24 protein-coding genes, 2 pseudogenes and 1 riboswitch are annotated in these 26,728 nt (G+C 58.0%); of the genes and pseudogenes, 13 read left to right on the top strand and 13 right to left on the bottom strand.

Annotated features, from left to right (window positions below; genetic code table 11):
• Window positions 1-147 precede the first annotated feature (147 nt).
• Window positions 148-1,047 carry a hypothetical protein gene (locus ACOI6Z_RS19405; RefSeq protein ID WP_072013422.1) on the top strand — a complete coding sequence of 300 codons (900 nt, stop codon included), beginning with the start codon at window positions 148-150 and terminating at the stop codon, window positions 1,045-1,047.
• Between the two features lie 461 nt (window positions 1,048-1,508).
• Here the strand turns inward: ACOI6Z_RS19405 and ACOI6Z_RS19400 are convergent, their stop codons facing one another.
• The gene (locus tag ACOI6Z_RS19400; RefSeq protein ID WP_171882450.1) at window positions 1,509-2,309 is read right to left on the bottom strand and encodes an AraC family transcriptional regulator; all 801 of its coding nucleotides are present in this window, start codon (window positions 2,307-2,309) and stop codon (window positions 1,509-1,511) included.
• A 92-nt stretch (window positions 2,310-2,401) separates the two neighbouring features.
• On the opposite strand from ACOI6Z_RS19400, the gene ACOI6Z_RS19395 reads away from it, so the two are divergent.
• A complete protein-coding gene (locus tag ACOI6Z_RS19395; RefSeq protein WP_420687498.1) occupies window positions 2,402-3,127 on the top strand; it encodes a type 1 glutamine amidotransferase in 726 nt (241 codons plus the stop codon).
• A gap of 353 nt (window positions 3,128-3,480) precedes the next feature.
• Here the strand turns inward: ACOI6Z_RS19395 and ACOI6Z_RS19390 are convergent.
• From ACOI6Z_RS19390 to ACOI6Z_RS19375, 4 genes and pseudogenes are all read right to left on the bottom strand, one after another.
• Window positions 3,481-3,760, bottom strand: a pseudogene (locus ACOI6Z_RS19390) (LysE family translocator); the annotation flags it as partial.
• Entirely contained in the window at window positions 3,751-4,377 is a 627-nt protein-coding gene (locus tag ACOI6Z_RS19385; RefSeq protein ID WP_107112418.1) for a histidine phosphatase family protein, read from the bottom strand. The gene ACOI6Z_RS19385 and the pseudogene ACOI6Z_RS19390, both read right to left, overlap by 10 nt.
• Window positions 4,378-4,520: 143 nt before the next feature.
• Window positions 4,521-4,745, bottom strand: a complete 225-nt coding sequence (locus ACOI6Z_RS19380) for a hypothetical protein (RefSeq protein WP_420687497.1) — start codon at window positions 4,743-4,745, stop codon at window positions 4,521-4,523.
• 193 nt (window positions 4,746-4,938) lie between these two features.
• Complete coding sequence (locus tag ACOI6Z_RS19375) at window positions 4,939-5,706, bottom strand: AraC family transcriptional regulator (protein WP_420687496.1); 768 nt, start codon at window positions 5,704-5,706, stop codon at window positions 4,939-4,941.
• Window positions 5,707-5,815: 109 nt separating this feature from the next.
• Between ACOI6Z_RS19375 and ACOI6Z_RS19370 the strand changes: the two genes are divergently transcribed.
• Complete coding sequence (locus ACOI6Z_RS19370) at window positions 5,816-6,607, top strand: sulfite exporter TauE/SafE family protein (RefSeq protein ID WP_032452938.1); 792 nt, start codon at window positions 5,816-5,818, stop codon at window positions 6,605-6,607.
• Window positions 6,608-6,694: 87 nt separating this feature from the next.
• Here ACOI6Z_RS19370 and puuE read toward each other — a convergent pair whose 3' ends face one another.
• The 3 genes and pseudogenes from puuE to ACOI6Z_RS19355 form a co-directional block, all read right to left on the bottom strand.
• Window positions 6,695-7,594, bottom strand: coding sequence for an allantoinase PuuE (puuE, locus tag ACOI6Z_RS19365; protein WP_420687507.1), 900 nt, complete (start codon window positions 7,592-7,594; stop codon window positions 6,695-6,697).
• Window positions 7,518-8,383: pseudogene (gene hpxA, locus ACOI6Z_RS19360) on the bottom strand (allantoin racemase). The gene puuE and the pseudogene hpxA overlap by 77 nt, the downstream one beginning before the upstream one ends.
• Window positions 8,383-9,099 carry a GntR family transcriptional regulator gene (locus ACOI6Z_RS19355; RefSeq protein WP_002905523.1) on the bottom strand — a complete coding sequence of 239 codons (717 nt, stop codon included), beginning with the start codon at window positions 9,097-9,099 and terminating at the stop codon, window positions 8,383-8,385. The pseudogene hpxA and the gene ACOI6Z_RS19355 overlap by 1 nt, the downstream one beginning before the upstream one ends.
• A gap of 144 nt (window positions 9,100-9,243) precedes the next feature.
• Between ACOI6Z_RS19355 and ACOI6Z_RS19350 the strand changes: the two genes are divergently transcribed.
• Window positions 9,244-10,740, top strand: a complete 1,497-nt coding sequence (locus ACOI6Z_RS19350) for an NCS1 family nucleobase:cation symporter-1 (protein WP_420687495.1) — start codon at window positions 9,244-9,246, stop codon at window positions 10,738-10,740.
• 101 nt (window positions 10,741-10,841) lie between these two features.
• Window positions 10,842-12,152 (top strand): guanine deaminase, encoded by a 1,311-nt coding sequence (gene guaD / locus ACOI6Z_RS19345; protein ID WP_322254641.1) that lies wholly within the window; start codon window positions 10,842-10,844, stop codon window positions 12,150-12,152.
• 54 nt (window positions 12,153-12,206) lie between these two features.
• Here guaD and ACOI6Z_RS19340 read toward each other — a convergent pair whose 3' ends face one another.
• Both ACOI6Z_RS19340 and ACOI6Z_RS19335 read right to left on the bottom strand, forming a co-directional pair.
• Window positions 12,207-13,148, bottom strand: coding sequence for a hypothetical protein (locus ACOI6Z_RS19340; protein WP_420687494.1), 942 nt, complete (start codon window positions 13,146-13,148; stop codon window positions 12,207-12,209).
• 89 nt (window positions 13,149-13,237) lie between these two features.
• Entirely contained in the window at window positions 13,238-14,494 is a 1,257-nt protein-coding gene (locus ACOI6Z_RS19335) for a diguanylate cyclase (RefSeq protein ID WP_420687493.1), read from the bottom strand.
• Window positions 14,495-14,890: 396 nt separating this feature from the next.
• Here ACOI6Z_RS19335 and ACOI6Z_RS19330 point away from each other — a divergent pair, with 396 nt between their 5' ends.
• From ACOI6Z_RS19330 to ACOI6Z_RS19320, 3 genes are all read left to right on the top strand, one after another.
• Entirely contained in the window at window positions 14,891-15,931 is a 1,041-nt protein-coding gene (locus ACOI6Z_RS19330) for a LacI family DNA-binding transcriptional regulator (RefSeq protein ID WP_044523405.1), read from the top strand.
• Between the two features lie 190 nt (window positions 15,932-16,121).
• A complete protein-coding gene (locus ACOI6Z_RS19325) occupies window positions 16,122-17,045 on the top strand; it encodes a TIM barrel protein (protein WP_420687492.1) in 924 nt (307 codons plus the stop codon).
• 12 nt (window positions 17,046-17,057) lie between these two features.
• On the top strand, window positions 17,058-18,230 hold the full coding sequence (locus ACOI6Z_RS19320) for a Gfo/Idh/MocA family protein (protein WP_420687491.1): 1,173 nt from the start codon (window positions 17,058-17,060) through the stop codon (window positions 18,228-18,230).
• Window positions 18,231-18,266: 36 nt separating this feature from the next.
• Here the strand turns inward: ACOI6Z_RS19320 and ACOI6Z_RS19315 are convergent, their stop codons facing one another.
• From ACOI6Z_RS19315 to ACOI6Z_RS19305, 3 genes are all read right to left on the bottom strand, one after another.
• Window positions 18,267-19,373, bottom strand: a complete 1,107-nt coding sequence (locus tag ACOI6Z_RS19315) for a DUF4056 domain-containing protein (RefSeq protein ID WP_420687490.1) — start codon at window positions 19,371-19,373, stop codon at window positions 18,267-18,269.
• A 65-nt stretch (window positions 19,374-19,438) separates the two neighbouring features.
• Entirely contained in the window at window positions 19,439-20,383 is a 945-nt protein-coding gene (locus tag ACOI6Z_RS19310) for a hypothetical protein (protein WP_420687489.1), read from the bottom strand.
• 18 nt (window positions 20,384-20,401) lie between these two features.
• The gene (locus tag ACOI6Z_RS19305; protein WP_064154579.1) at window positions 20,402-21,523 is read right to left on the bottom strand and encodes a BamA/TamA family outer membrane protein; all 1,122 of its coding nucleotides are present in this window, start codon (window positions 21,521-21,523) and stop codon (window positions 20,402-20,404) included.
• Window positions 21,524-21,743: 220 nt separating this feature from the next.
• Window positions 21,744-21,845: riboswitch (TPP riboswitch) on the top strand.
• Window positions 21,846-21,913: 68 nt separating this feature from the next.
• Between ACOI6Z_RS19305 and tenA the strand changes: the two genes are divergently transcribed.
• The 5 genes from tenA (at window position 21,914) to ACOI6Z_RS19280 (ending at window position 26,723) form a co-directional block, all read left to right on the top strand.
• Window positions 21,914-22,609 carry a thiaminase II gene (gene tenA / locus ACOI6Z_RS19300; protein WP_032452946.1) on the top strand — a complete coding sequence of 232 codons (696 nt, stop codon included), beginning with the start codon at window positions 21,914-21,916 and terminating at the stop codon, window positions 22,607-22,609.
• Window positions 22,606-23,334 (top strand): ABC transporter ATP-binding protein, encoded by a 729-nt coding sequence (locus tag ACOI6Z_RS19295; protein ID WP_048335802.1) that lies wholly within the window; start codon window positions 22,606-22,608, stop codon window positions 23,332-23,334. The genes tenA and ACOI6Z_RS19295 overlap by 4 nt, the downstream gene beginning before the upstream one ends.
• Window positions 23,331-24,071 (top strand): ABC transporter permease, encoded by a 741-nt coding sequence (locus ACOI6Z_RS19290; RefSeq protein WP_086075854.1) that lies wholly within the window; start codon window positions 23,331-23,333, stop codon window positions 24,069-24,071. The genes ACOI6Z_RS19295 and ACOI6Z_RS19290 overlap by 4 nt, the downstream gene beginning before the upstream one ends.
• 24 nt (window positions 24,072-24,095) lie before the next feature.
• Entirely contained in the window at window positions 24,096-25,031 is a 936-nt protein-coding gene (locus ACOI6Z_RS19285) for an ABC transporter substrate-binding protein (RefSeq protein WP_032452954.1), read from the top strand.
• 306 nt (window positions 25,032-25,337) lie between these two features.
• Window positions 25,338-26,723 carry a diaminobutyrate--2-oxoglutarate transaminase gene (locus ACOI6Z_RS19280; protein ID WP_072096675.1) on the top strand — a complete coding sequence of 462 codons (1,386 nt, stop codon included), beginning with the start codon at window positions 25,338-25,340 and terminating at the stop codon, window positions 26,721-26,723.
• Window positions 26,724-26,728: the final 5 nt, after the last annotated feature.

Genomic DNA, 26,728 nt, shown 5'->3' with positions numbered 1-26,728 from the left:
TGGCGCGGAGCGGACAAGCTATCGAACTAAAGGTTCGCATTGAGCAAGGAGCGGACGTGCCAGCTATAATTGGTAATAAAATGAGAGGAGAGCTATTCTGATTTGTTTATAAAGAACATTTTTACATCCAAGGGCGAAATATTTTTTATGCTATCTTACATGCTATCTCAATATGCCAGGCTACCTGTGCCTGAATTTACCCTACGTTCATGGCTAAAACAATGGTTGTCAGAGCAGGAGTCGAGGTGTACAGACAGAAGTTTCTCGGCGCGATTTCCCTGGAGAGAAACTGGATTATGTCAGGAATATTTTTTACAACGAAAACTCAAAATTGATGGAAAGCAATTTCTTACTGGCCCCCGTTATCAGGGCGGAAATATTAACAAACCTTTTATTGATATTGTAGGTATGGATTCTGACCTAAATCATACTGCATTAGAACTCATTAGTAAGGAATGGTCACAACTCAGAGCTCAGTATGTCCGCATTCTTGTACCCGGCCAGTCCTTCCCACAGGGTATTCCCGACCAGTATATATACGCCACCTCTTTTTCTGAACCCCCTGAATTTAATGATAAATCTCTTACTTTGCAAGTGGCGACATACGAAGATTTTGACTGGTGTTGTCAGGCTCTGGGCGATGCCTATAAGCATACATGGCAGACAGTTCGCGAACTGTCTGCAAACAATTTGGTAGCAGTTGATGACGAAGAGTTGTGTGACCATATTTCTGAGAGAGAAGTATATATTATCTATGAAAACGACGTTCGCGCCGGGTTGCTAATATGCCAGAAAGGAAACATCGCTTTTCTGAGAGGATATCGTATTACTGACAAAGTAATACTTCCTGCTTTTCGTGGTCGATCATTGTCAGCCCGAGCGCAACGCCTGCTGTACCGATTATTAACTCATTCCGATTCTGAACTATCTTTGTATATGGGCACAATTATTCCGGAGAATATCCCCTCGATGAAAACTGCAGAAAGAGCGGGACGAACTTGCATCCTAAGTTATCAATTTCTACCCATCTGCAGAACCCACGGCTAACAGCAATGCTAATTTATCTTCAGCCTACTTCCGCTTTTGGCACACACGGGACGTCAAGGGCCCGGGTGTACTCCCCTGGACGCATTAATGGGCGGTATGTGATTGTTGTGCAGGCTATCATATGGCCTGAGGTACAGCAGAATCAGGCTTCGTAGAAATGAGTCGGCTCACAGCGTCCGGAATCCACCCGGTGCCGTAAATCACCGCAAGGTCTGTCATAAGGTAATTTCATAACGTATCGCGACACCTTTTTTCTTCACGCAGGCCTTCTCTTTCACGGTTTGTCAGAACTGTGGACCGCAGTAATCTCCACTCCGTGCTTTAATCAATGAGAGTGTGTCGGGTGCAAATTAAACTACCTTTCTCAACAGCAAAGGCGGGATACGCCTACCCTCGCAGGGTTTCTGCGTCTGGTAATATGCCCATGACAGTCTCAAAGACTGCTTTGAGGGTTTCCCGGTTTAAGGCACAAAATCGCGCGGCGTTGAATCAAGAATGGAACGAAAAGCAGCGGTAAATGCCGCCGGGCATGAGAAACCAAGCTGGTAAGCGACCTGTTTGATTGGAACGCCATTCGCGAGAAGATCCAACGAAGCGCAAATTCTGGCTCTCTGCTTCCATGTTCGAAAACTAAAGCCTGTATCCTTCATAAACAATCGGGAAAAGGTCCGTTCCGACATGGCCGACATAAAAGCCAGCTCGCTCAGCGATGCTTCCCAGCGCTGATTGACCAGTAGCGATCTGGCCGCGCTAAATAATCGCTCATCATTCGGCATGGGTAGCGCCATCGTTAAAGGTGGCGCCTCGCTGAGAATTTCCAGAAGCAACAACGCTATCTTCCGTTGAATCGGTCTGGCGTAGTCCTCACTGAACAGCCCTGCGATAAGTTCTTTGACTAACGGCGTAGCCGTGATCACATGCACCTGTTGACTCTTTGTAAAGCTCGTACATTCTGCGATAAGGCTACTGCTGAAATAGATCGCCCTGAGATCGGTTTGTGAAAGCAGATGGTAACTATGGATATGCAGAGGCGGTAGCCATAATGCCCGCTGAGGAGGGATCACCCAACGGTCACTCTCTGTTTGCACCAGCATCACCCCTCTGGTGGCGAAGAGTAGCTGCCCCTCAACATGATGATGGGGAGGATCTACCTCACCGCGTTGATAGCTTATCGCAGTACTGGACCAGCCTGTGGCTTCATCATGTCTTGGCGCTTTATCTATACTACCTGGCATTTCAGATTTAGCCCCTGCATTTATCATATCGAAACTGGAACCACCCGGAGTAGAGCCTTAGGCAATGGGTGCGTGACTTATCATTCTGATCGTCAAAGATATTACAGGAGCTTAACCTCATGCATGTACACTTTATCGTACATGAAAGTTTTGAAGCCCCGGGCGCATATGAAACCTGGGCAATAAACCAAGGTCATGAAGTAACTTACTCACACGTCTATGCAGGCGATCGGCTACCTGATGACGCCGAAGGCATCGATTTTCTTATCGTGATGGGCGGTCCGCAAGATCCGGACACAACGCTTGAAGCGTGCCCGCACTTTAATGCTAAAGCGGAACAGGCGCTGATTGCTTCCGCGGTTAAAACCGGTAAGGCGGTGATCGGTATCTGCCTGGGTTCACAGCTCATTGGTGAAGCGCTGGGCGCGCCGTTCTCTCATAGCCCGGAAAAAGAGATTGGTAAATTCCCGATCACATTGACCGAAGACGGCAGAAAGGATGAGATGTTCTCTCACTTTGGGAAAACACTGGAAGTGGGTCACTGGCATAACGATATGCCAGGCTTGACGCCGGAGGCCAAAATTATCGCTTACAGCGAAGGCTGTCCCCGGCAGATCGTTGCCTATTCAGACCGCGTCTTTGGTTTCCAGTGCCATATGGAGCTCACATTGGACGTTGTAGAACGGCTGATCGCCCATTCTGAGCAAGAGCTGAGCCGTGCAGCAGACTACCGTTTCGTTGACACGCCTGCAGCGCTCCGGGCCCACGATTACAGTGAAATGAATCAAGTGCTTTTTGGCTTTCTGGATAAGCTGGAAGCGCGTTACAACGCCGCTCAAGCATAATGTCATGCCCGGTGAGCTTGCCATCGGGTTGAGATTGTCATGTCCGCTCCTGGTACAGAGCGGACGAACTAACTGATTTGAAGGTCCGCTATGAGCGAGGAGCGGACATTGGCTTTATATCAAAATAGACATTTTGTGATTGAACCTCGCCACTACCGAATTTTTCCGAATACCGCAGCTGGGAAAACTGCGGGTTTTACCCTGAAAATCACCGCCGATCACTATATCTGACATGCCGTCAAGTTGAGATAGGCATGAGATTTAGTATTGACCGCCGCAGTGGGGTCCATTCTCCAAAGTTACATTTCAGTCTGAACGAGAAACGGACAGCGGGTTTACCGGTTGTGTATACCTTAACGGGGGGATGTCGATACTATGCCGGCCCCGCTAAATATCATGCGGATGACAACGCCTGTACACCGCTCCTGCCATTTGATAACGCCCGGGTGTTAAGGACCGTTTCCAAACGTCCCTGATGCCATCGCGACTGAACCCAGGGAAACCATTCCAGCCCGCTTTTTTGATACTCCCCAGAACAAGCAATTGCAACCAGACCGGACCCGCGACGGGAACGACAAACTGAGGAAGAACAGCAAATATGAAAAGCAGGAATTTGGGGTAAGTCAGACTGTTCCATCCAGGTGACGTAAATGTGTCGCGATCCCCCATCTAAGGGCGGTACACCTTCCATTAATCAGCTCGAAAACGGAGTAACTCGCGTTGGGTTGCGCATACCTGTGAAAATCATCCACAGCTCCGCTTGTTAGCATCGCAAGCACGCCCTGAATGACCTGCCCGTGAGACACAAGACATATTGTTCGATGATGTTTTTTTTCCAGATTGGATAAAAAATGCATAATTCGCTGCGAAGCATGTGAGAGAGACTCCCCCCCTGGCGGACAATACTCTGCATCAAGGTTGAATAACGCTTCTGCGGCGCCTGGATTATTCTGCAGGAGCTCTACGCTTGTCATGCCCTCAAACTGACCAAAAGCCTGTTCTTTCAGAGCTGGTTCAGCTATCAGTGAACAATAAAAACTCTCCGCCAGGCGCTGTCCCATTTGCCAGGCCCGGCCAAGCGGAGAAGCGTAAACACATTCTACCCGGTAATTACTCGCTGCAAACGCCGCCAGTAAGGCTGATGTTTGACGCTCCCCACGAAGCGTCAAGGCGCTATCACTGTGTCCCTGAATAATACCTTTTACATTCCACTCTGTTTCCGCGTGTCGAACCAGTATTACTTGCATCATTGAAGGGTCACATATGCTGTTGTTGGAAATGTTACAAACTAAAAACACCCCGTTTATATGCAGGCAAGTTCTTAGCTCTCGGCGAAAAACAGGAACACGTGTCGCTGACAAGGGTTATGTTCAGCCGCCCCTGCCGGCGGCCGCTATCTCAGTAAAACCTGAATAAGCTGCACGACGATATACACTCCCGCTACCACCTGTATGATCCGAAACCCCCTCCTCAGATAGCGCCATTGATGGCGTTCTCTGGCATCAGCGGCTTCAATGGCGGGATCAAAACGTTTTCTTTTCCTGGTTCTGAATGTATCGAATCCCCACAGGACGAGAAGAAAGATGATGATGACTTTTTCAAAGATTAAATGGTTCACAAAGAGAGACTCCGGTCTTCTCACGGTTACAGGCAGAATAGATAAACCGCCTGGTTGTAGCCACCACTAAATGTAGGGGTACCTGAAGACGCAAGCCAGGTGTCTTTCTTATCACTGAGTTAACGCATAGCAACGCCATAAAAGCGACATTCATTGCCGACACATGTTGCCGGGAGTCCCCTTCCCCAACGCATCAGGCTGGGTGATAAAACGACGGCGGCTGCCCGGTCACGCGGCGGAACATGGTGGCGAAAGAGGACGCATTGTCGTATCCAAGAGATAATGCCACTTCGTTCACCGGTTTGCCTGCTATCAACCATGCCAGGGCGCTCACCACACAGGCTCGCTGTCGCCAGGCGGAAAACGACAGGCCCAGCTGCTTCAGAAAATGACGGCGAAAGGTACTGGGACTCATAAACAGTGCCCCGGCCCAGCGCGCCGCAGGATCATGGATAGTGGGATTAAGCAAAAAAGCCTGACAAAGCGCCAGCAGCGCCGGATGCTGCGGCAACGGAATGTCAAATTCGCGGACCGGCATGGTGGCCAGTTCCAGCAACATCAAATGTATCAGCGTGAGATCGCGTGGGCTGTCGTACAACGGTGGCAAATCCACAGCCTCAAGCAGTAGCTGGCGCAACAGCGGCGAGACGCTGATCACTTCGCAACGACGGTGTTTAATGAAAGCGGCCACATAATCTGGCTCAATATATAAGCTACGCGTGGTCACCCCCACAAATCTGACGGCGTGCACAGTTTCAGGAGGGATCCAGACAGCATGTTGCGGAGGAACCACCCATTCTCCGTCCTGAGTGGTGACATACATCAGTCCGGTCGCGCCATACAGCAGCTGTGCGCGACGATGCTGGTGCGGTGGCAGGATAAACCCTTGCGCATAGTCATTACCTAACGCCACCACTTCGCGATCGAGCCGATCGACTTCGTCAATTTTTACGTTGCGCACACCTGCCTCCCTTTGACCGATTTACAAAGGTAATTGAGCGCTACGCAAATGGGAAGTCGTACGCGACCGGTATAAGCTGCTCGCTCATTTTCAGGTCGGGGATACTCTCTTGAATGAGATCGTTATTATTGCGCTGGCTGGCTTTACGACCGGCATTACCACAGTCCTGTTCGGCTTCGGGGGCGGCTTTGTGGTGGTGCCATTTGTCTATCAACTGATGCTTCGGCAGCCGGAACTCACGGGAAACGCCATGCATGTCGCGGTGGCTACCTCAACGGCTGTGATGATATTTAACGCCGGCTGGGTCAGCTATCGAAACTGGCGGGCTGGCAAGCTTGCCGCGCAGACGCTGTTCCCGTTGTTATGGTTTATTGCCATTGGGGCGGTGGTCGGCTCATGTCTGGCAGGGATATTGAGCGAGAAGATCGTTCGCGCGCTGTTTATTCTCTATATGCTGGCAACCATCAGCGATTGTTTGTTGCGCAAAGGTTTTTTCACGGGCAGCGCTCGGCGTCGCCTGTCCCTGCCAGTGGTCACTGGCGGCGGTATGGTTATCGGCATGATTGCCGCATTGCTGGGCGTGGGTGGCAGCGTCATGACGGTGCCCCTGCTACGGCGACACGGGTATGCGATGCAGGAGTGCGTTAGCGCATCCAACCCGCTTTCTTTGCCCGTGGCGCTATGCGGGGCTGTGACCTATGCCGTCATTGGCTGGCACAGCATTCCGCTGAACGGATTTCTTGGGTTTATCAGCCTGAAAATTTTGGTCCTGCTCGTCCTGACCGGCTGGGCCGGGATAATGTTTAGCCGCCGGGCTATCCCTGCAGTACCAGATGTATGGTATGCACGCATCTATGTGCTGCTGTTGTGCCTGGTACTCCTCGCCATGCTTATTCAATAATCAAAATACATCCTGGTGAACCGGTTCAACAGACGCGTTCGGGCGATGCCCTCTCCCTGGGGAGAGGGCCTGGAGAGTGGCAGCAAGCTACCCGCGATACGGATGCACCTCGCGCCAGTGGTCGGCGATCTGCTGCCGGGTGCAGACCCATACCTTGTCGTGCTGCTGGATATAGTCAAGGAAACGCTGCAGCGCGCGAAAACGGCCCGGACGCCCCAGCAGCCGGCAGTGCATCCCCACGGACATCATCTTTGGCGCGGTTTCCCCCTCGGCGTACAGCACGTCAAAGCAGTCTTTCAGGTAGGTATAAAACTGCTCCGCGGTGTTGAACCCCTGGGCGGTGGCAAAGCGCATGTCGTTGGCGTCGAGGGTGTAAGGCACGATCAGGTGCGGTCGGCGGCTGCCGTCGCTGCAGGCCACTTCGCTCCAGAAAGGTAAATCATCGCCGTAATAATCGCTGTCGTAGTCAAAGCCGCCGTGCTCCACCACCAGCTGGCGGGTGTTGGGGCTATCGCGGCCGGTATACCAGCCGGTGGGCGGCTTGCCGAACAGATCGGTCAGCACCTGCACAGCTTTGTGCAGATGCTCGCGCTCCTCGGCGATATCCATGTGCTGATAGTGGATCCAGCGCCAGCCGTGGCTGACCACATCGTAATCCGCGGCCTTGATTGCCGCCACAATCTCCGGATGCCGCGCCAGCGCCATCGCCACGCCGAAGACCGTCAGCGGCAGCCCGCGCTGGCTAAACTCGCGATGGATGCGCCAGAACCCGGCCCGACTGCCGTATTCATAGAGCGAGTCCATCGACATATGGCGCGCCGGGTAGCTGGCGGCGCCGATAATATCGGACAGGAACTGTTCCGAACCCGCATCGCCATGCAGGACGTGGTTCTCAGCGCCTTCCTCATAGTTAAGGACGTACTGCACCGCGATCCGCGCCCCGCCCGGCCAGCGCGCGTGCGGCGGCTGCCCTGCATAACCTCGCAGATCGCGAGGATAGTTTTCCTGGTTCTCAACCATCACCTGCCCCTTTTAAAATGGATTTAACGACTGAAACTGTCCGCTTAACGCTTTTTTCTCCGGGAACGCTAAGTCCCCGTGCTTGCTGGTCGCCAGGCCCAGCGCGACCAGCGACTCGACCATCTTCACCGCCGCGCTGACGCCGTCGATCACCGGCACCCGCAGCTCGTGGGTCAGCTCCTGCGCCAGCGTCGCCATCCCGCCGCAGCCAAGGACAATCGCCCCGCTGCCATCCTCTTTCAGCGCGCGGATGCAACGCTCACGCACTTTCTCCTGCGCCAGGCCGCTGCCGTCTTCCAGCGCCAGCACCGGTAAATCAATGGCGTGCAGCGCCGCGCAGTGTTGATGAAAGCCGTACTGGTGCAGCAAATGGCGGGCGATGATCAGCGTGCGCGGCAGCGTGGTCACAATGGAGAACCGGGTGGCGACCATCGTCGCCATATGCATTGCCGCTTCCGCAATGCCGATCACCGGCCCCTGAGCCAGCTCGCGCGCCGCCAGCAGCCCCGGGTCGCCAAAGCAGGCGATCACATGCCCATCCACTCCCTGCTCGCGTCCGGCCCTGATCTGCTCCAGCACGCCGACCGCCGCGATGGCTTCGTCAAAGTGGCCCTCTATTGACGGCACGCCGGCGCGGGGACAGACCGCAAGGATCTCGGTGCCCGGCGCGGCGACCGCACGCGCGGCGGCGCCTATCGTTTCGGTCATCGCCAGGCTGGTGTTGGGGTTGATCACTTGTATACAAACGGAAGACATCACGACTCCTTGTGGCCGGCGAACAGCCGGGAAAAATCGGGCAGACTGACGCCATCGCGCTCGAAGCACAGGCTGGCGACAATATGATCAAAATGGTGCATCAGCGCCTCACTAAGCGGCTGCAGGGCTTTATCCCGCAGCAAACCGACCAGCTGCTGGTGATCGTCGCAACGGCAGCCCTGACGCCAGGGTGCGCCCCAGGCGGCAATCACTAACGAGGAGCGCTGGCTGAGGCGGGTCACCATCTCGGTGAGTACCGGGTTGCCGGAGATAGCCTGCAGCTGAATATGAAAGTCAGCGGAGTGGCGGATCGCCGCCGGGCCGTCGTGCGCCTCATGGGCCTGCTGTTCACGCTGGATAATGTTCTCCAGCGCCGCCAGATGCGGCGGCTGACAGCGCGCGATCACATCGGGCAGATTAGCGACCTCAAGCAGCGCCCGGGTGCGAAAGATCGCCTGGGACTCTTCCACGCTCGGGCTGGTGACGTGTGCACCACGTTTGGGCGTTAACGTGACCAGTTGCACAGCGGCGAGTCGTTGCAGCACCTTTCTGATGCCGGTGCGGCTCACGGCGAACACTTCCGCCAGCGCCTCTTCCGGCAGTTTACTGCCCGGCGGCAGCTGATGTTCGACGATAGCCGTCATCAGCGCCTGGTAAATGCTTTCGTCCTTATCCTGCAGCGCTGGCGCGGCCTGGAGACGATGTTCATTATTCATTAACCCACTCCGGTTTCACTTATCGATAGGAGATCGTATACATAAAATTTATTTTTTGTATACAAGATTCATCATTCTGGCCTGGATCCTGCAATAGCCTCAGCAATCCATATCAAAGGGTTTTCATTCAGAGGAGCAGGTTTCATGCCACATTCATCCCACACGCAGCAGACGAAGACTCACGAGGCGGCCGCCGGCTACAGTCCGCGGCTATGTAATGACGATCTGGCGCCCACCCGCGACCAGAACTGGAGCTGGTACAATATCTTTTCATTCTGGATGTCGGACGTGCACAGCATGGGCGGCTACGTGGTGGCGGCAAGCTTCTTTACGCTTGGGCTGGCCAGCTGGCAGGTTCTGCTCTGCCTGCTGGTGGGCATCTGTATTGTGCAGCTGTGCGCTAACCTGGTGGCGAAGCCCAGCCAGATGGCCGGGGTGCCTTACGCGGTGATCTGTCGCCAGGCGTTCGGTGTCTTCGGCGCCAATATCCCGGCGGTGATCCGCGGGCTGATCGCCTTCGCCTGGTACGGTATTCAGACCTATCTGGCGGCAAACGCCCTGATGCTGGTCCTGCTCAAGTTCTGGCCCTCCCTTGCCTCGCTGACCGGCAGCAGTTTCCTCGGGCTGTCGACGCTCGGCTGGCTGTGCTTCGCCACCATGTGGCTGCTGCAGGCGATGGTTTTCTGGCACGGCATGAACGCCATCAAGCGTTTTATCGACATCGCCGGTCCGGCGGTCTATGTGGTAATGCTGGCCCTGGCGGGCTGGATTGTATACAAGACCGGTCTCGACGGGATCTCCTTTACCCTCGCCAGCAAATCCCTGAGCGCCGGAGAGCAGACCTGGCAGATGATCACCGCCACGGCCCTGGTCGTCTCCTACTTCTCCGGGCCGCTGCTTAACTTCGGCGACTTTTCCCGCTACGGCAAAAGCATGGGCGAGATCCGCCGCGGCAACCGCTGGGGACTGCCGTTTAACTTCCTGCTGTTCTCGGTGGTCACCGTGGTGATTGTCTCCGGCACTCAGTCGCTGTTCGGCAAAATGATCACCGACCCGATTGAAACCGTCAGCCGCGTGGGCAACGATCTGGCGGTGGCCATCGGCCTGCTGACCATGATCACCGCCACCATCGGCATCAATATCGTGGCCAACTTTGTCTCGCCGGCCTTCGATTTTTCCAACTGCGCGCCGCAGAAAATCAGCTTCCGCGCCGGCGGGATGATCGCCGCGGTGGGGTCGATACTTCTGACGCCGTGGAACCTGTTTAACTCACCGGAACTGATCCACTATACCCTCGACGTGCTGGGCGCCTTTATTGGCCCGCTGTTTGGCATCCTGATCGCCGACTTCTATCTGATCAAACGCGGCCGGGTGTCGGTGGACGACCTGTTTGACGATACGCCGAAGGGTAAATACTGGTACCGCAACGGCTTTAACCCGAAAGCCATTGCCGCCCTGCTGCCGTCGGTGGGCCTGGGGCTGATTATCAGCTTTATTCCGGCCCTGCACGAAGTGGCGAACTTCAGCTGGTTTATCGGCGTCTTCCTCGGCGCGACCACCTACCGCTGGCTGGCTCGCGACGAGCGTGAAGTGGCGGCGAAAGCCGCCTTCCGCTCCGGCGCGCTGGCGCAAAAAGAGTAACCTTCCCCTTCTGCCGCGGCGGCTGGCCGCGGCAGGCTGCAAACTGGCACCAATCTTGCTGTTTATCACTATTCCCTGAGCGTTAAGAGAAGGCAGGTTCGATGATGGATTACCAGACCGCGGTGCGCGGTGCATTTTTTGATATCGCCGGCGTGGCGGAGACGCCGGATGAGGTGGCCGCCCAGGCCCGCTATCTCAATGATGGCCTGTTGTTCTTGCAGGACGGGAAAATCGTCGCGCTGCTGCCATGGCAGGAGGGTGAAGCCTTTCTGCATCCGCTGAAGGGCTATGTTGACCTGCGGGGTAAGCTGCTGTTGCCGGGGTTCGTCGATGCCCATGTCCACTATCCGCAGACCGAGATGATCGGCGCCTTTGGCGAACAGCTGCTGGAGTGGCTCACCACTTACACCTTCCCGGTGGAGAGCCAGTTTGCCGATGCGGAGTATGCCCAGGAGATAGCGCAGTTTTTTGTCAATCAGCTGATAAGCCATGGCACCACCACCGCGCTGGTGTTTTGTACCCTGCATCCGGCCTCGGTGGAGGCGTTGTTCAGCGAAGCGCTGCGCCTCAATATGCGCCTGATCGCCGGAAAGGTGATGATGGATCGCCATGTGCCCGACTATCTGTGCGAAACCGCCGGGGAAAGCTACGAGCAGACCCGGGCGCTGATCCGCCGCTGGCATCAGCGCGGCAGGCTGGGGTATGCCATCACCCCGCGCTTTGCCCCCACCTCGACGCCGGCGTTGCTGGAGGCGGTGCAGCGTCTGCGGGCCGAGTTTCCCGATACCTGGCTGCAGACGCATCTCAGTGAAAACCGGGAGGAGATCGCCTGGGTTAAACAGCTGTGGCCGGAGCATGCACGCTATCTGGATGTCTATCATCATTACCAGCTCACCGGCGAACGCAGCGTATTTGCTCACGGGATCCATCTTGATGATGCCGAGTGGCAGTGCCTGCATGACACCGGGTCCGCCGTTGCCTTCTGTCCGACCTCTAATCTGTTCCTCGGCAGCGGACTGTTCCGCCTGCCCGCCTGCTGGCAGCACCGGGTGCGGATGGGCATCGGCAGCGACGTCGGGGCCGGGACCACCTTCAGCATGCTGCGAACGCTGGGTGAGGCCTACAAGGTAGGACAACTACAGAGCTATCGCCTGCGCGCCAGCGAGGCTTTCTATCACGCCACTCTCGGCGGGGCGCGCGCCCTGCGGCTGGAAGAGAAGATTGGCAATTTTCAGCCGGGCAAAGAGGCCGACTTTGTGGTCATTGACCCGGCGGTCACTCCGCTGCAGCGTCTGCGGATGGGCCGCTGCCATGATATTTATGAGCAGCTGTTCGTACTGATGACCCTGGGCGATGAGCGCAATATCAGCGAGACGTGGGTGAACGGCGAGCGGGTGTGGTGTCAGGATTGATCCTCGCCCTGGCCCTCTTCAAAAGGGAGAAGGCGCTGGCTGGGTTAGCGGCATTCAAAAACTCATCGCCAGGCCGAGGGCATAGCCCGTGGTGTTATTGCCGAACATATAGCGCGCCACCAGCCGGGTGCGGGTGATAAAGACCGGGTATTTACTGCTGTCCAGTTCGAGACCAACCCCCAGGGAGGTCAAACCGGTAAAACCCAGCGCCCCTCGCTGGTCGCCGATAAATTCAGTATGCGCGCCCTCCAGCACGTAGCGCAACGGGTTGCCCAGCAGCGTCCAGTCAGCGATCGGCGCGCGGCGGCGCAGATACAGGCCGAGGTTCTCCGCGCTGGCTTCGCCCTGCACCACCTCGGCGCTGCTGCCGAAACTTTGCAGATGCATATAGGAGTAACGCAGTTCGGCATCAATATCCTGGGTGGCGGAGAAGCGTTCATAATCCAGCATCAGCGCCCCGCCCAGCCCCCAGGCGTTGAAGCGTCCGCCGTCAAGAAACTGCAGATCGGCGTTGGTTTTTCGCTCTATGACCCAGCGGCCAAGGCGTACATCGCTGGCCAGGGTGCCGAGCATCACATTGACGATCGGCCGCAGCACCAGGTTACCTCCGAGGCTGTCCCGGTGCAGCGAAAAATCCCAGCCGACGCCGCCGGTGGTGGTCAGACTGTTCCATTTGGTCGGCACATTCCGCGTCTGTTGGCCATTGCTGACGACGAATCGCGGGTCGTAACGGCTGTAGCCCATTGTGCCTTCGAGGTAAAGAGGAAACGACTCGCTCAGGGTCGCTCCGCCGCCAAACTGGGTGATGGTCAGGTTGTGTTTATCGTTGCTCCCGGAACCGATGTTGAGATCGCTGGCGGTCACGTCGGGAACCACGGTATAGCTCATCAAGGTCAATACCGCATCGGCACGTTGTTTAATCGCGTGCCCGTCCGCCGCCAGCGTCGTCGGCGCAGAAAGAGAGACTACCGACAGCAGAACGAGAAGACGCACCATACGTTGTTTGCCACCTCAAACACAGGCTAATCTTATTACCACCCGTTACAGCAGGCTGGCTCATCCTCAGTATAGTCGGCGAGCGCGAATCAGGCTGCGCCACCGCTATTGCGCAACAGTTCCGCACTGTCAAAAGGCATGCGCGTTACCCGGTTGCGCCCGTCATTTTTCGCCGCATACAGCGCTTTATCGACGCGGTAAAACAGCTGATCAATCGCTTCGCCATCATGATGCTCGGCGACGCCAATGCTGACGGTGACCGACAGCGTCTGATATTCGCTGACCGCCTGGCGCATCGCCTCCGCCACCATCAGCGCCCGGGCAATCGGCGAATGGGGCAAAAAGAGCAGAAACTCCTCGCCTCCCCAGCGATATATCTTATCTTCACGGTCCACCGAGGTTTCCAGAATGCGGGAGATCACCAGCAGAACTTCATCGCCTTTTTGATGACCGTGAATATCATTAATACTCTTGAAATGATCGATATCGATTAACAACAGACAAAAACCATGGGCGATAAACGACGGCGCGTCGACGAGCCGGTAAAATTCGCGACGATTTAACAGTCCGGTTAAGGGATCGTGGGCGGCGGAAAATTCCAGCTCTTTTTTCAGATGCACTTCTTCGGTGATATCGTGAATGATGCATAACATCAGCCGGATATTATACAGCACCACCGGCCCGGCATAGGTTTGAACATGGCGCAGCGAGCCGTCAGCCAGAATATGAGTAAAATTAAGCGGCTTATGCCCGCCGGGCATATTGGCAATATTATTCATAATGGGGATCACATCCCGGCCCAGGGTATTAATTTGCCAGGTATGTTTGGTGCGCATTTCCTCATCGGAATAATGATAAAAGCGCAGCGCGGCAATATTGGCATCGACAATCCGGCCCTCTTTCTGAGGATCGATCAACAGCATCGGCGCGGTATTGGTCATAAAAAAGCGGGCAAAAAAGCCATTGTTCCGCCGCTGGTAGCGGCGAGAGCCGGTATGAATCGACTGATTTTGCGCGAGCAGCTTCACCGCTTCGAATAACAGTAAGGTGCCGCTGTCCTCGGTCTCCACCAGGGTGGTTTTACAATATACCGACTGCAACCCTTTGGCGGTCTGCAGCGTCCAGACTTCAAATATCTCAGTCATGGCGTCGAGATAGCGCAAATAATGCTGCAGCTGCGTTTCCGGGCAGGTGGAATAGATACCGTTGCGCATCTCATTCAGCGACATATCGCCGCTCAGCGTCCGGGAAGCCTGATTGGCATAGACCACACACTCTGTAAAAGGATGGACTACCCAGATCGGGGTGCTTAATACATCAAAAACAGCCAGTTCTTTTAATAACATACAGGCCCCAAACCGACCCACTCCCGGCGCGGAACGGCACATCATTCAGTGCAGCCCTGACGCTGGCATAAAGTGATAGCAAAAATAATCGAGTAACCGTCATAACGCGCGTGCGCGGCAAGTATAGTCGGTTCCTGGCCCAGCGACGCCCACCTGGAGCGACTTTGCGCACGGTTTAACCGACAGAGGAGACACTGCCTTTATTATTAATTTTATTTCAATAGCATAGCAGCAATGCCAGAACGGGTAGTCGCTTTTGATCACAGACTGTGTATACCCGTCACACTTTACGCTGCAGGGGCGCAGGCTTGTGCCGTGGCACGCAGATGGCCGTTGTTCTGCTCAGCGTTACCATGATAGTTTCTATCATAACGCTCATTTTCAATGGTCATCACAGTGAAAAAATCCGCCAGCAAAATCACGCTTGCCGACATTGCGCGCGAAGCCAACGTCGGCGTGGCCACCGTCGACCGGGTACTCAACAAACGCGCGGCGGTGAAAGAATCTACCGCGTACCGCGTGCTGGAGGCCGCCCGGCGGCTGGGGTTTACGCTCGAACAGCCGCACTATCGCCTGGCCGCCGGCAAAGCGCCGGTTACCGTCAGGATGGGCTTTATTCTGCTGCAGGAGACCCACTCCTTCTACCTGCCGCTGGCGAGGGCGCTCGCAAGAGAGGCCGCGCCGTGGCTGCCGGCGGGCGAGACGCCGGCGATCCTGCATTTTGCCATTGATGCGGTGGAAGCGATGGCCCAGGCCATTCACCGGCTCAGCGATGAGGTAGAGGTGCTCGGCCTGGTGGCGCTGGATCACCCGCTGATTCGCCATGCGGTGGGCCGGGCCGCCGCCCGCGGCGTTCGCGTATTCACCCTGCTTTCGGATCTGTCGGTTCCCCAGCGCAGCGGCTATATCGGCCTCGATAACCAAAAAGCCGGGCGCACCGCCGCCTGGTTTATCGACCGTTTATGCCGTGGCGAAGGCGAAATAGCCATTATCATTGGCGATAATCGTTTTACCTGTCAGGAAAGCTGTGAGATCAGCTTCCGCTCCTGTCTGCGCGAGCAGGGTAAAGGGCAGCAGATCCTTGAGCCGGTTCGCAGCCATGAACGGGCGGATGTCGCCAGAAGCGTAACGGAACAGCTGCTCAGCCAGTACCCGGCCCTGCAGGCGATCTATGCTCCCTGCGGCGGCATTGAAGGGATTGTCGGGGCGCTGCGCGACAGCGGCCGCCAGCAGGCCGTCACCCTGGTCTGCCATGGCCCGCTAAGCGACAGTGAACTGGCGCTGATCGATGGCACCATCGATGTCATTCTCAACCACCGGCTGGATGACTTTGCCGCCGCCACCCTGCGCGCCATGACGGAAGCCGTTTCGCGGCCGCCCAGCGAAGTGATTTCGCACCCACAGCCTTTCGATATCATCACCAAAGAAAATATGTAAACGCCCGCCCCGTCGCCGATGGGGCGGCCTCACGCCTGGACCACGCCCGGACTCATTTTGATAAACAACTATCAAAAACAACCTCAATACAAATCATGACAGCCATCATAAAATTATCATTCCAACATTGTTGGCTATGAAATTTTCATTCAATACTCAGCGGCATCCCCAGTGATAAAAGGAAGCCGACATGACCTATCCTATCGCCAACGCCCCCTGTAGTTGGGGCGTGGATGACCCGAAAAACCCTGACCTTCCCGCCTGGACTACCGTGCTGAAGGAGGCGGCGCAGGCCGGCTATCGCAGCATCGAGCTCGGCCCGTGGGGCTACCTGCCCACCGACCCGAGCAGCCTGCGCGCGGCGCTGGAGCAGCATCAGCTGTCGCTGGTCGCCGGGACGATCTTTGACGATCTGGTGAGCGAAGACCATTATCCCACTCTGGAGGCGCTGACCCATCAAATCTGCCGCAATCTGTCGCAGGTTCCGGCCGCCGACCCCATCCCGGGGCACCCTTTCCAGCCGCCCTATCTGGTGATTATCGACTTCGGCAACCCCGCGCGGGCGCGCTTTGCCGGACGCAGCGCGCTGGCTCCGCGCCTCAATGACGCAGACTGGCAGCGGATGATCGCGCACATTACCGCCCTCAGCACCCTCGCCTGGCGGGAGTACGGCGTGCGGGCGGTTATCCATCCCCACGCCGGGGGCTGCATCGAATTTGCCGATGAAATCGAGCGGCTGGCCAACGCTATCCCGCACGACGTGGCAGGGTTGTGTCTGGATACCGGGCATCTCTACTACGCCGGAATGGATCCGCTCACCTGGCTGGATCGCTATTACGCGCGGCTCGACTACCTGCACTTCAAGGATGTGGATCCGCAGGTTTACCAGCGCGCCATCGCCGAAGGCATCGACTTTTTCACCGCCTGCGCCGAAGGGGTGATGTGCCCGCTCGGCAGCGGCGCCATTGACTACCCGGCCATTAACGATTTTCTTGCCCGCCGCGGCTATCAGGGCTGGATAACCATTGAACAAGAGCGTGATCCGCGCCATGCCGCAGGCAGCCTGCAGGCGGTCACGGAGAGCCTGCGCTATCTGCGCGGCGTCGGATTCTGACAGGAGAACCCTATGATTAACGGTTTAAGACCGCTCGACCGCACCCTGCGCTGGGGCATGGTCGGCGGCGGCGGCAGCAGCCAGATCGGCTATATTCACCGCTCTGCCGCCCTGCGCGATAACACCTTTGCGCTGCTGGCCGGCGCCTTTGATATTGATGCCGATCGCGGGCGCCAGTTCGGCCAACAGCTGGGGGTGGATCCCGCACGCTGTTACGCCGATTATCAGGGTCTGTTTCGCGGCGAGGCTGCCCGCCCGGACGGTATTCAGGCCGTGTCGATTGCCACGCCGAATAACACCCACTATACCATCTGTCGGGCGGCGCTGGAGGCCGGGTTGCACGTGGTGTGTGAAAAGCCGCTGTGCTTCAGCAGCGAAGAGGCGGACGAACTGGTGGCCCTCAGCCAGCGGCAGCGTAAGATCATCGGCGTGACCTACGGCTATGCCGGCCATCAGATGATCCTGCAGGCCCGGCAGATGATCGCCGACGGACTGCTGGGCGACATCCGTATCGTCAATATGCAGTTTGCTCATGGCTTCCACGCCCAGCCGGTGGAGCAGGAAAACGCCAGTACCCGCTGGCGGGTCGATCCCCGCTTCGTCGGCCCCAGCTATGTGCTGGGGGATCTTGCCACTCACCCGCTGTTTCTGGTCGAAACCATGGCCCCGCAGTTGAAGATCGCCCGGCTGATATGCGCCAGACAAAGCTTCGTCAAAAGCCGCGCCCCGCTGGAAGATAACGCGCATGTGCTGATGGAGTATGACAACGGCGCCGTCGGCTCGCTGTGGAGCTCCGCCGTTAACTGCGGCTCCATGCACGGGCAAAAGGTGCGCATCGTGGGGGAAAAAGCCAGTCTTGAATGGTGGGATGAACAGCCAAACCAGCTGCGCTACGAGGTGCAGGGCGAACCGGCGCGCGTTCTGGAGCGCGGCATGGGCTATCTTGATCCGCTGGCGCGCCAGGACGATCGCATCGGCGGTGGCCACCCGGAGGGGCTGTTCGACGCCTGGTCGAATCTCTATCGCCGCTTCGCCATCGCCATGGACGCCGCTGACCGGCGTGACGAGGCGCTGTTGGCCGACTTCTGGTATCCGGACGCCCGCGCCGGGGCGTTCGGCGTCCGCTGGGTGGAAAACTGCGTACGCTCTGCCGACAACGGCGCCTGTTGGGTCAACTTCCGCTAATTCGCCGGCTCAGGGCCAGGCCCTGAGCCTTTCACGCTACTTCTCAATGCGCGCCAGCTGGGTTTTATCGGCCTCGCGGGCGCGATCGGCCAGCCCCTGAAACGCGCCAGAGCCATAGTATTGCTCAGGAACCGGCAGCGCCTGCATATCGTGCCCCGGATAGATCTGCAGCTCGCCGAGGTCGCGCAAGCGGAATCCCCCCACCTGCGCGGGCATGGTCAGGCGATATGGCGGCATGGTTTCGAAAGGGACCGGCGTCGGCAGCCGATTTTCCTGCAGATCGTAATTACGCTTCAGCACCAGAAACTTATCCGGCACCCGGCGGCGACTGTTCCACCAGTCGCCATCGATCCGCTGGAACATCGCTTCCGTCTCCCCTCGCGTGGCCACCATCAGCCGGGTCAGCGCCTTTTTCAGCGCCTTCTCCATGGCCCGGTTATACGCTTCCACTGACCCGCCGTGGCCGCTAAGGATGACGTTAATCGCCAGCCTGGCGCCCAGTAAGTTGGAGTAGAGATCCTCCGGCGAAAACGCGGAGATCTCCTCTGAAAACCCGGGCACTGACTGGAAGCCATACCACTGGGCGATCTCATGCCACTGGGCGATTTCGAAGGCCAGATGCCCGGCGAGCCAGGCCGCCAGCTGATAGCGCTGCCTGACCCCCGCCGGCGGCGTAAAGGCATTGAGCTGAACGCGGCGCACGCCAAGTTCTTCGCTGTAGAATATGCGCCCCGCCTGGCCCAGCGTCGGCGAAATGCGATTGAACAGATAAAAGGTGTAATCCGCCGTGTCGCGCACATGGGCAATATCGATAAACCCGCCGCGACGGGTATAGATAAGCCCGTTCCGCTCCTCGCTCAGCCCCAGCAGATTTTTCACCGCGCCGAGCGCGCTGTCGTTGTAATGGTGCTTGCCCAGGGTATCCAGGGTCAGCACGTTACCAATCTGATACACCGGGATCGGAATGCCCACCGCCCGCACGTGCAGGTCGTAGCCAAAGGCGCAGCATGGCCGCAGCGATTCCGGCGGCGACAGCTCGCCCAGGGTGGGCGCAGGATGGATCGCCGTCACGGCGGGCAACACCGGGTCCTGCGCCAGCGCCGGCAGCGCCAGCGCGAATAACAGCCATAAGGCTTTACGCATCAACAGCCTCTCCACAGCAACAAAAGAGCGCGCATCTTACCGGCAGACGGCGCCTGCAGTTTTAGTTAAAAACGGTATTCACCGGAGACAAAGAAGCTGTTGCGGTCGTTAAAACCGAATTCAGTCAGCACGTTAAAGTTTTTGGTGACCTCATACTGGGCGCCAATCAGCATATTCCACGGCGAGGTCAGCTTCTGCTTAACGTCGAATTTGCCCTCGCCGTCTTTATTGACCGCGGCAATAAGGGGCTGCAGCTCTGGCGGCATGTGCAGGTCGGCGAGATCGCCCTTAAACTCCTGCTGCACGTCCTGATACATGCTGCCGACCCACAGGCTGAGATGGGACGGCCCGTCGATCCCCTGAAAACTGAAACGGTAGCCGACGCGCGGCGAGACGGTGACCGCCGAAATGCTGCCGTCGAGGATATCGAAGTCGGTGCGGGTATAGTTAGTATCCACTAACCTAAACCAGTTGCCGTAGCCGCCGGCGAGCGTAAAGCCGGCCCCCCAGGTGGTCCCTTTAAAATCAAGCTTAAAATCAATATCCTGCAACTTCCCGCTCTGATAAAGCTGGTGAACCGCGCCGGCGATGGCCCGATCCAGGCCGCGAAACTGCGACGGGTCTGAATCCACTGATACCTGGGAGACGGACGACCCGCGGGTATGCCCCACCAGTCCGTATACGTTGAGGAACGGAAAGACCCACATATCCAGGCGCAGGTTTTCGGTTTTGCTCTTCTCGCGGGTATGTCCGGCATCGATGGCGAACATATCGCTGGGAATGGGATGATTGCCGAGCTTAAGCCCGGAAAAGGTAATACTGTCGACCATGATATCCTGGCGGATATTCATATAGCTCAGGTTGACGCCGTAGGGTAACGGAATGGAATATCCTCTGGCGCGAGCCTCATCGCCCCAGATCGGAAAATAGCTGTCGCTGTCGTCCGGCTCCGCAGCCGACGTGCCCCAGGCTGCTAACAGCAGCGTTAACACCGCGCCGGATGTTCTCATTTTTGTTCTCATGTGTAGTTATAAACCCGAACCGACATTGAAATAGACCGCCTGCTCATGCTCGCTGAACGCCACGTCAATCCCGGTACGCAAACCGTACTGTCGCGCGATCAGGTAACGAAAACCGGCTCCCCATGCCACCTCTGACTGTTCCCATAGCGTCTCCGCCGCGTCAGCGGCGCTCCCGGCGCCAACGAATCCCTGCAGGATCCAGCGCGGAGTGACCGCCCAGGCCAGCTGGGTTTGCGCCGTGGCCACGTAGTCGCCCTGATAGCGGTAGCGCGAAATCCCACGCAGCGCGATGTAAGGACGCGCCATCGGCATCAGGTGCTTATCATGGTGGGTTAAGGACTGATAATTGCCCGCGATCGCCAGGGTCAGCGTCTGGCTGAGCGGAATAAACACCTTCCCGTCCAGCGAAAACGTGTTGTAGTGATAATCGCCCCCGAGCAGCGAACGGAAAAACCGATATTCGCCCTTCAGCGCTAACCCACTCTGAGGATAGAAAATATTATCGGTAGTGTCATATTCCGCCACCACCCCCAGCGCCGAAGAGGTGCTGTTTTGCCCGAGCACCTGCTGCCAGACCCGGTTGACCCGCGGATTATCGAAAGCGACATCCGCCCGGGCATACACCTGGGAGGCCCCGAGGAACACCGGCGTATCGCCCACGCGAAACAGCAGCTTTTGCAGCGCGGCGACGCCTTTGGTCTGCGTCTGCACCGGTTTAGCATGGCTGAAGCCGCCGATGTCGCCGGAATAGATATCCAGATTGACGTTAGCGTAGCCGGCTCCCGCCAGGTAACGAATGCGATCATGCCGCCAGGTGTGACGATGGCCGCCGCCAATAAACCAGGTGCCATTCTGCGTGGCGGCCCCGCCGAAAGCGGTGAGCGGCGGAGGAATAAACTGCCCGCCCTCCCGGCTGCCTTTACCGTGTAAAAACAGGCCAAACAGTCCGCCGCCATAGCCGATCGCCGGCTCGGTTATCGCCAGCGGCACCGGCAGAAAACCGTAACGGTTTTCCGCCAGATACTGACTCATGTCGAGCATGCTATCTTCCGCATCGAAGAGATCGGCGGCATCGCCAGGCGGGCACAACAGGAACAGAAGCGCCAGCGCGGACAGCGGGAATTTCATGCTCACTCCAGGGCGTTGGGGCGCGCACGACACGCGTGGCGAACAGGATTATTACAACGGAATAATGAAAATATAACGTAACCGGAGAACCCTCACCAACGCGCAGCGGCCTGTTTTTCGGGTATTTTTGTACAAAAAAGAGCTGGCCGTCACAGAAAAACGTCATCGCGCCGTCGGACGGCGCGATGATTGTATTCATAAGGTGAATGTCGTATAACATAGCGCTACCGAGGGGTGTCCCGTGAGGGCTGAGATGGCGCAAGCCGAACCCTTTGAACCTGATCTGGGTCATGCCAGCGAAGGGACGGGTCGGCAATTTTGCCAGCATTACCGCCATTGCCTGTTCACACCCCTGCACGCCCGGATCTCCCCTGCATAAATGGAGGTCCTGTGATTGTTCCCGCGTTTAGCCAAGGTCTTTATGGCCGTTTACGCCAGCTGGCCGCCGCTGACTGGCAGCACTATGTGGCGCACCCTTTCGTCCAGCAGCTTGCCGAAGGCACCCTGGCGAAAAGCGCGTTCCGTCGCTATCTGACCCAGGATTATCTGTTTCTGATCCATTTCGCCCGCAGCTACGCGCTGCTGGTGAGTAAACTGCGCACGCTGCCGGAGATGCGCGCCGCGGCCGCCTCCATGAACGCCATCCTTAACGAAGTGCCGCTGCACGTCGGCTACTGCGCCCAGTGGGGCATTAGCGAACCGGAGATGGCCGCCCAGCCTGAAGCGCCAGAAACCATCAATTATACCCGCTACGTGCTGGATATCGGTCATTCAGGCGACGCGCTGGATCTGCTGGTCGCCCTGATGCCCTGCGTGGCGGGTTACGCCGAAATCGGTCTGGGCCTGCTGCATCACCCCGCCACCCGACTGGAGGATAATCCTTACGCCTCGTGGATCCGAAACTATGGCGATGAAGGCTATCTGCAGGGCGTTAGCGCCGCGCTGGCGCTGCTGGAGACCGTGTGGCAACAGCGCGGAAGCGAGGCCCGCCTCGCCGGGCTGAGCGACATCTTCACCACCGCCACCCGCCTGGAGGCGCAGTTCTGGCAGATGGGGCTCAACGCCGCGGCGGAGTCCCGGGCGTGACGGCGCCAGGTATCGAGGTCCGCAAGCTGAGCCTCCATTTCGGCGACCGCCGCCTGTTCGACAACCTGTCGCTGACGGTCCCCGGCGGCCAGTGGGTGTCGCTGCTCGGCGCCAGCGGGGCCGGTAAAACCAGCCTGCTGCGGGTCATGGCCGGCCTGGCCCCCGCCACCCGCGGGGAAGTGGTCGCCAGCGACGGAAAGCCGATACCCGGCCGCCTGGCGTGGATGGGGCAGAAAGACCTGCTTTACCCCTGGCTGAGCGTTCGGGAGAACGTCGCCCTCGGCGCGCGGCTGCGCGGTGAGAAAGTGGATCACGCCCGGGTCGCCACCCTGCTTGAACAGGTGGGGCTCGCCTCCAGCGCCGACGCCCGGCCGGCGACGCTCTCCGGCGGGATGCGTCAGCGCGCCGCGCTGGCCCGCACCCTGTATGAGGACCGGCCCATCGTGCTGATGGATGAGCCCTTCTCGGCGCTGGACACCCTCACCCGCACGCGCATTCAGACCCTCGCGGCCACTCTGCTGGCGGGGCGCACGGTGGTGCTGATCACCCACGATCCGCTGGAAGCCTGCCGGCTGAGCCACCGTCTGCTGGTCCTCTCGGCCGCCGACGGGGAGATCGACGACAGCCATCACCTCACCGGCGCGCCTCCGCGCGCGCCGGATGCGCCCGAGCTGTTGAACGCCCAGGCGGCGCTGCTGCAGCAGCTGATGAGGGCCCACTCATGACTGGACGTCTCTGGCGCGGCGGCATGGTGTTCTGCGGACTGATGCTTCTCTGGGGTCTGGCCAGCCGCAGCGGCATTCCGCACTTTCTTTTACCCTCCCCGGCGGCGGTCGCCGAGGCGCTGTGGGTCAATCGCGCCTATCTCGGCTGGCACACGCTGATTACCCTTAGCGAGATCCTCAGCGGCCTGGCGCTGGGGGTGGCGCTCGGCGTCACGCTGGCGCTGGGCATGATCCTCTCCCCGCGCCTGCAGCGCTGGCTGATGCCGCTGGTGCTCACCAGTCAGGCGATCCCGGTCTTTGCCCTCGCCCCGCTGCTGGTGCTGTGGTTGGGGTTTGGCATGAGCGCCAAAGTGGCGATGGCGGTGCTGGTGATTTTCTTTCCCGTCACGTCCGCCTTCTTTGACGGCTTGCGACGGGTCAACCACGAGTATCTCGATCTGGCGCGCAGCATGAACGCCTCCTTCGGCGCTCAGCTGCGGCATGTCCGCCTGATGGCCGCCCTGCCGGCGCTGGGCTCGGGCCTGCGCATGGCGGCGGCGGTGGCTCCCATCGGCGCCATTATTGGCGAATGGGTCGGCTCCGCCGAGGGGCTGGGCTACGTCATGCTTAATGCCAACGCGCGGCTGCAAACCGATATCTGCTTCGCCGCGCTGTTTATTTTAGTACTGCTGACCCTCCTCCTGTGGCTGGCGGTAGACACCCTGCTGCACCGGCTGATCGACTGGTCGCCGGAATAATCATGAAGTAATAAAGGAAAACAGATGAAAACGTCGCTTTTCGCCGGAGCAACCCTGACGGCGCTGCTCAGCGGTCACGCGCTGGCCAATGAACCGCTCACCCTGGTGCTGGACTGGTATATTAACCCCGACCATGCGCCGATAATGGTGGCCGAGCAGATCGGCGCCTTTAAGGCCCAGGGTCTGGACGTCAAGATTGTCCCCCCGTCCGATCCAGCGCTGCCGCCCCGCATGGTGGCCGCCCGTCAGGCGGACCTGGCCATCACCTACCAGCCGCAGGTGCACTTCTTCGCTGACGAAGGGTTACCGCTGGTGCGCGTGGGCACCCTGATCGGCTCGCCGCTGAACACGGTGATCGCCCTGGATAAGCAGATCAAAACCCCGGCGGATCTGCAAGGCAAGAAGGTGGGTTACTCGGTCAGCGGCATTGAGCAGGCCACCCTGTCGACCATGGCGCAGCATGCGGGGATCGATCCGGCCAGTATCAAGCTGGTCAACGTCAATTTCCAGCTGACCAGCGCTCTGCTGGCGGGCCAGGTGGATGCGGTCATCGGCGGCTATCGTAATATAGAAGCGCAGGAGCTGAAGCTGCAGGGCAAAGCCCCGGTGGTGATGAACGTTGAGGATTATGGCGTACCGGCCTATGACGAGCTGGTGATTGTCGCCCACCGCGACGCGATTCATGAGGCGAAAATCCGTAAATTCCTCACCGCCCTGCAGGCCGGGGTCAGCTACCTGCGCGCGCATCCGCAGGAGAGCTGGGAGGCGTTCGCCGCCGCGCATCCGGAGCTGAAGACCGAGCTTAACCATCAGGCGTGGCTGCAAACCGTGCCGCTGTTCGCCGCCGATCCGGCGGCGCTGGATAAAGCGCGCTACGACACTTACGAACAGTTTTTATATAACAATAAGTTGGTGAAAAAAGTTACACCTTTAACAAATTATGCGGTTGAGCTGCATTGACTCTTGCCATCGCTGACGGAAGGCTTTCCGTCAGCGCTTTAACGCAGCGGCAATAAAAATATAGAGACTTTCTCACTAATAATTACACTTTAAAGGGTTATCGTTACTCTGGGTTGTTTTATTATAATTCAGCAGGTTACGTTAATTTTTACCCCGGTAAGAATAACGTCAAAATAACGCAATCAATAAAACGTTGAATGCGGATTTAAAAAGCCATATATTGTGCGCGCTTTATGAATGCCAATTCAATTCCTTACACCAATTATTCAACCAGCGTTCAACCGCAATGCTGGTTGTGGGAGTGATATGATGACGGATAAAGTCCGTATTGATACTTTACGTGCCGATTTATTAGACGCAAACAACGAAACCTTTTTGGCCCGTCAGGCCGAATTCGAATCGAATGTCAGGAGTTACCCGCGTAAGTTACCGCTGGCTATCACTAAAGCTGAAGGCGTGTGGCTGACGGATGCGGATAACAAACAGTACCTGGACTGCCTCGCCGGCGCCGGTACTCTCGCTCTGGGCCACAACCACCCTGATGTATTGCAGAGCATCCAAAGTGTCATTACCAGCGGCTTGCCGTTACATACTCTCGATCTGACTACCCCGTTAAAAGATCGTTTCTCCGAATACCTGCTCTCTTGCCTGCCGGGCGAAGGGAAAGAGTATTGCCTGCAGTTCACCGGTCCTTCCGGCGCTGACGCCGTGGAAGCGGCGCTGAAGCTGGCGAAAAAATACACCGGTCGTACGTCGGTGATCAGCTTCTCCGGCGGCTATCACGGGATGACCCACGGCGCGCTGTCGGTCACCGGCAACCTGTCGCCGAAAGCGGCGGTCAACGGCATGATGCCGGAAGTGCAGTTTATGCCTTACCCGCACCTGTACCGCTGCCCGCTGGGCATCGGCGGCGAAGCCGGCGTCAAAGCGCTGACCTACTACTTCGAAAACCTGATCAACGACGTGGAGAGCGGCGTCCGTAAACCGGCGGCCGTGATCCTCGAAGCCGTTCAGGGCGAAGGCGGCGTGAACCCGGCGCCGGTCGAGTGGCTGCAGCGCATCCGCAAAGTGACCGAAGAGCACGGCATTCTGCTGATCGTCGATGAAGTGCAGGCCGGCTTTGCCCGTACCGGTAAATTCTTCGCCTTCGAACACGCCGGTATTCAGCCGGACATCATCGTGATGTCGAAAGCGGTTGGCGGCGGTCTGCCGCTGGCGGTGCTGGGCATTAAAAAGCAGTTCGACGCCTGGGAACCGGGTCACCACACCGGCACCTTCCGCGGCAACCAGCTGGCGATGGCTACCGGCCTGACCACCCTGCGTCACCTGCGCGACAACAACATTGCCGACAAAGTCGCCGCCCAGGGCGAGTGGCTGAAAGGCAAACTGGCGGAGCTGCAGAAACGCTACCCGGTCATTGGCCACGTTCGCGGTCTCGGTCTGATGATCGGTATCGAAATCGTCAAGCCGAACGACGCGCAGGATCACATGGGCTGCTACCCGGCTGACGGCGAACTCTCTGCCCTGCTGCAGAAGAAATGCTTCGAAGCGGGCCTGATTCTGGAGCGCGGTGGCCGTCACGGCTGCGTGCTGCGCCTGCTGCCGTCCCTGCTGATCAGCGACGCGGAACTGAATGTGTTCCTCGACAAATTTGAACAGGCCCTGCTGGCCGCCGGTGTGAAACCGGTCTGAGTGGA

The organism is Klebsiella sp. C239 (genome assembly GCF_048822715.1).
Taxonomy (GTDB): Bacteria; Pseudomonadota; Gammaproteobacteria; order Enterobacterales; family Enterobacteriaceae; genus Klebsiella; species Klebsiella quasipneumoniae.
This window is presented reverse-complemented; position numbering and strand designations above follow the sequence as displayed.

Coding starts and splice junctions, on each gene's coding strand:
- ACOI6Z_RS19385 (WP_107112418.1), bottom strand. CDS start 4,377: ATGATGCAAGTAATACTGGTTCGACACGCGGAAACAGAGTGGAATGTA.
- guaD (WP_322254641.1), top strand. CDS start 10,842: ATGATGGATTACCAGACCGCGGTGCGCGGTGCATTTTTTGATATCGCC.
- ACOI6Z_RS19340 (WP_420687494.1), bottom strand. CDS start 13,148: ATGGTGCGTCTTCTCGTTCTGCTGTCGGTAGTCTCTCTTTCTGCGCCG.
- ACOI6Z_RS19305 (WP_064154579.1), bottom strand. CDS start 21,523: ATGAAATTCCCGCTGTCCGCGCTGGCGCTTCTGTTCCTGTTGTGCCCG.
- ACOI6Z_RS19320 (WP_420687491.1), top strand. CDS start 17,058: ATGATTAACGGTTTAAGACCGCTCGACCGCACCCTGCGCTGGGGCATG.
- ACOI6Z_RS19280 (WP_072096675.1), top strand. CDS start 25,338: ATGATGACGGATAAAGTCCGTATTGATACTTTACGTGCCGATTTATTA.
- ACOI6Z_RS19325 (WP_420687492.1), top strand. CDS start 16,122: ATGACCTATCCTATCGCCAACGCCCCCTGTAGTTGGGGCGTGGATGAC.
- ACOI6Z_RS19350 (WP_420687495.1), top strand. CDS start 9,244: ATGCCACATTCATCCCACACGCAGCAGACGAAGACTCACGAGGCGGCC.
- ACOI6Z_RS19405 (WP_072013422.1), top strand. CDS start 148: ATGCTATCTTACATGCTATCTCAATATGCCAGGCTACCTGTGCCTGAA.
- ACOI6Z_RS19395 (WP_420687498.1), top strand. CDS start 2,402: ATGCATGTACACTTTATCGTACATGAAAGTTTTGAAGCCCCGGGCGCA.
- ACOI6Z_RS19310 (WP_420687489.1), bottom strand. CDS start 20,383: ATGAGAACATCCGGCGCGGTGTTAACGCTGCTGTTAGCAGCCTGGGGC.
- ACOI6Z_RS19315 (WP_420687490.1), bottom strand. CDS start 19,373: ATGCGTAAAGCCTTATGGCTGTTATTCGCGCTGGCGCTGCCGGCGCTG.
- ACOI6Z_RS19285 (WP_032452954.1), top strand. CDS start 24,096: ATGAAAACGTCGCTTTTCGCCGGAGCAACCCTGACGGCGCTGCTCAGC.
- ACOI6Z_RS19355 (WP_002905523.1), bottom strand. CDS start 9,099: ATGAATAATGAACATCGTCTCCAGGCCGCGCCAGCGCTGCAGGATAAG.
- ACOI6Z_RS19290 (WP_086075854.1), top strand. CDS start 23,331: ATGACTGGACGTCTCTGGCGCGGCGGCATGGTGTTCTGCGGACTGATG.
- ACOI6Z_RS19335 (WP_420687493.1), bottom strand. CDS start 14,494: ATGTTATTAAAAGAACTGGCTGTTTTTGATGTATTAAGCACCCCGATC.
- ACOI6Z_RS19400 (WP_171882450.1), bottom strand. CDS start 2,309: ATGATAAATGCAGGGGCTAAATCTGAAATGCCAGGTAGTATAGATAAA.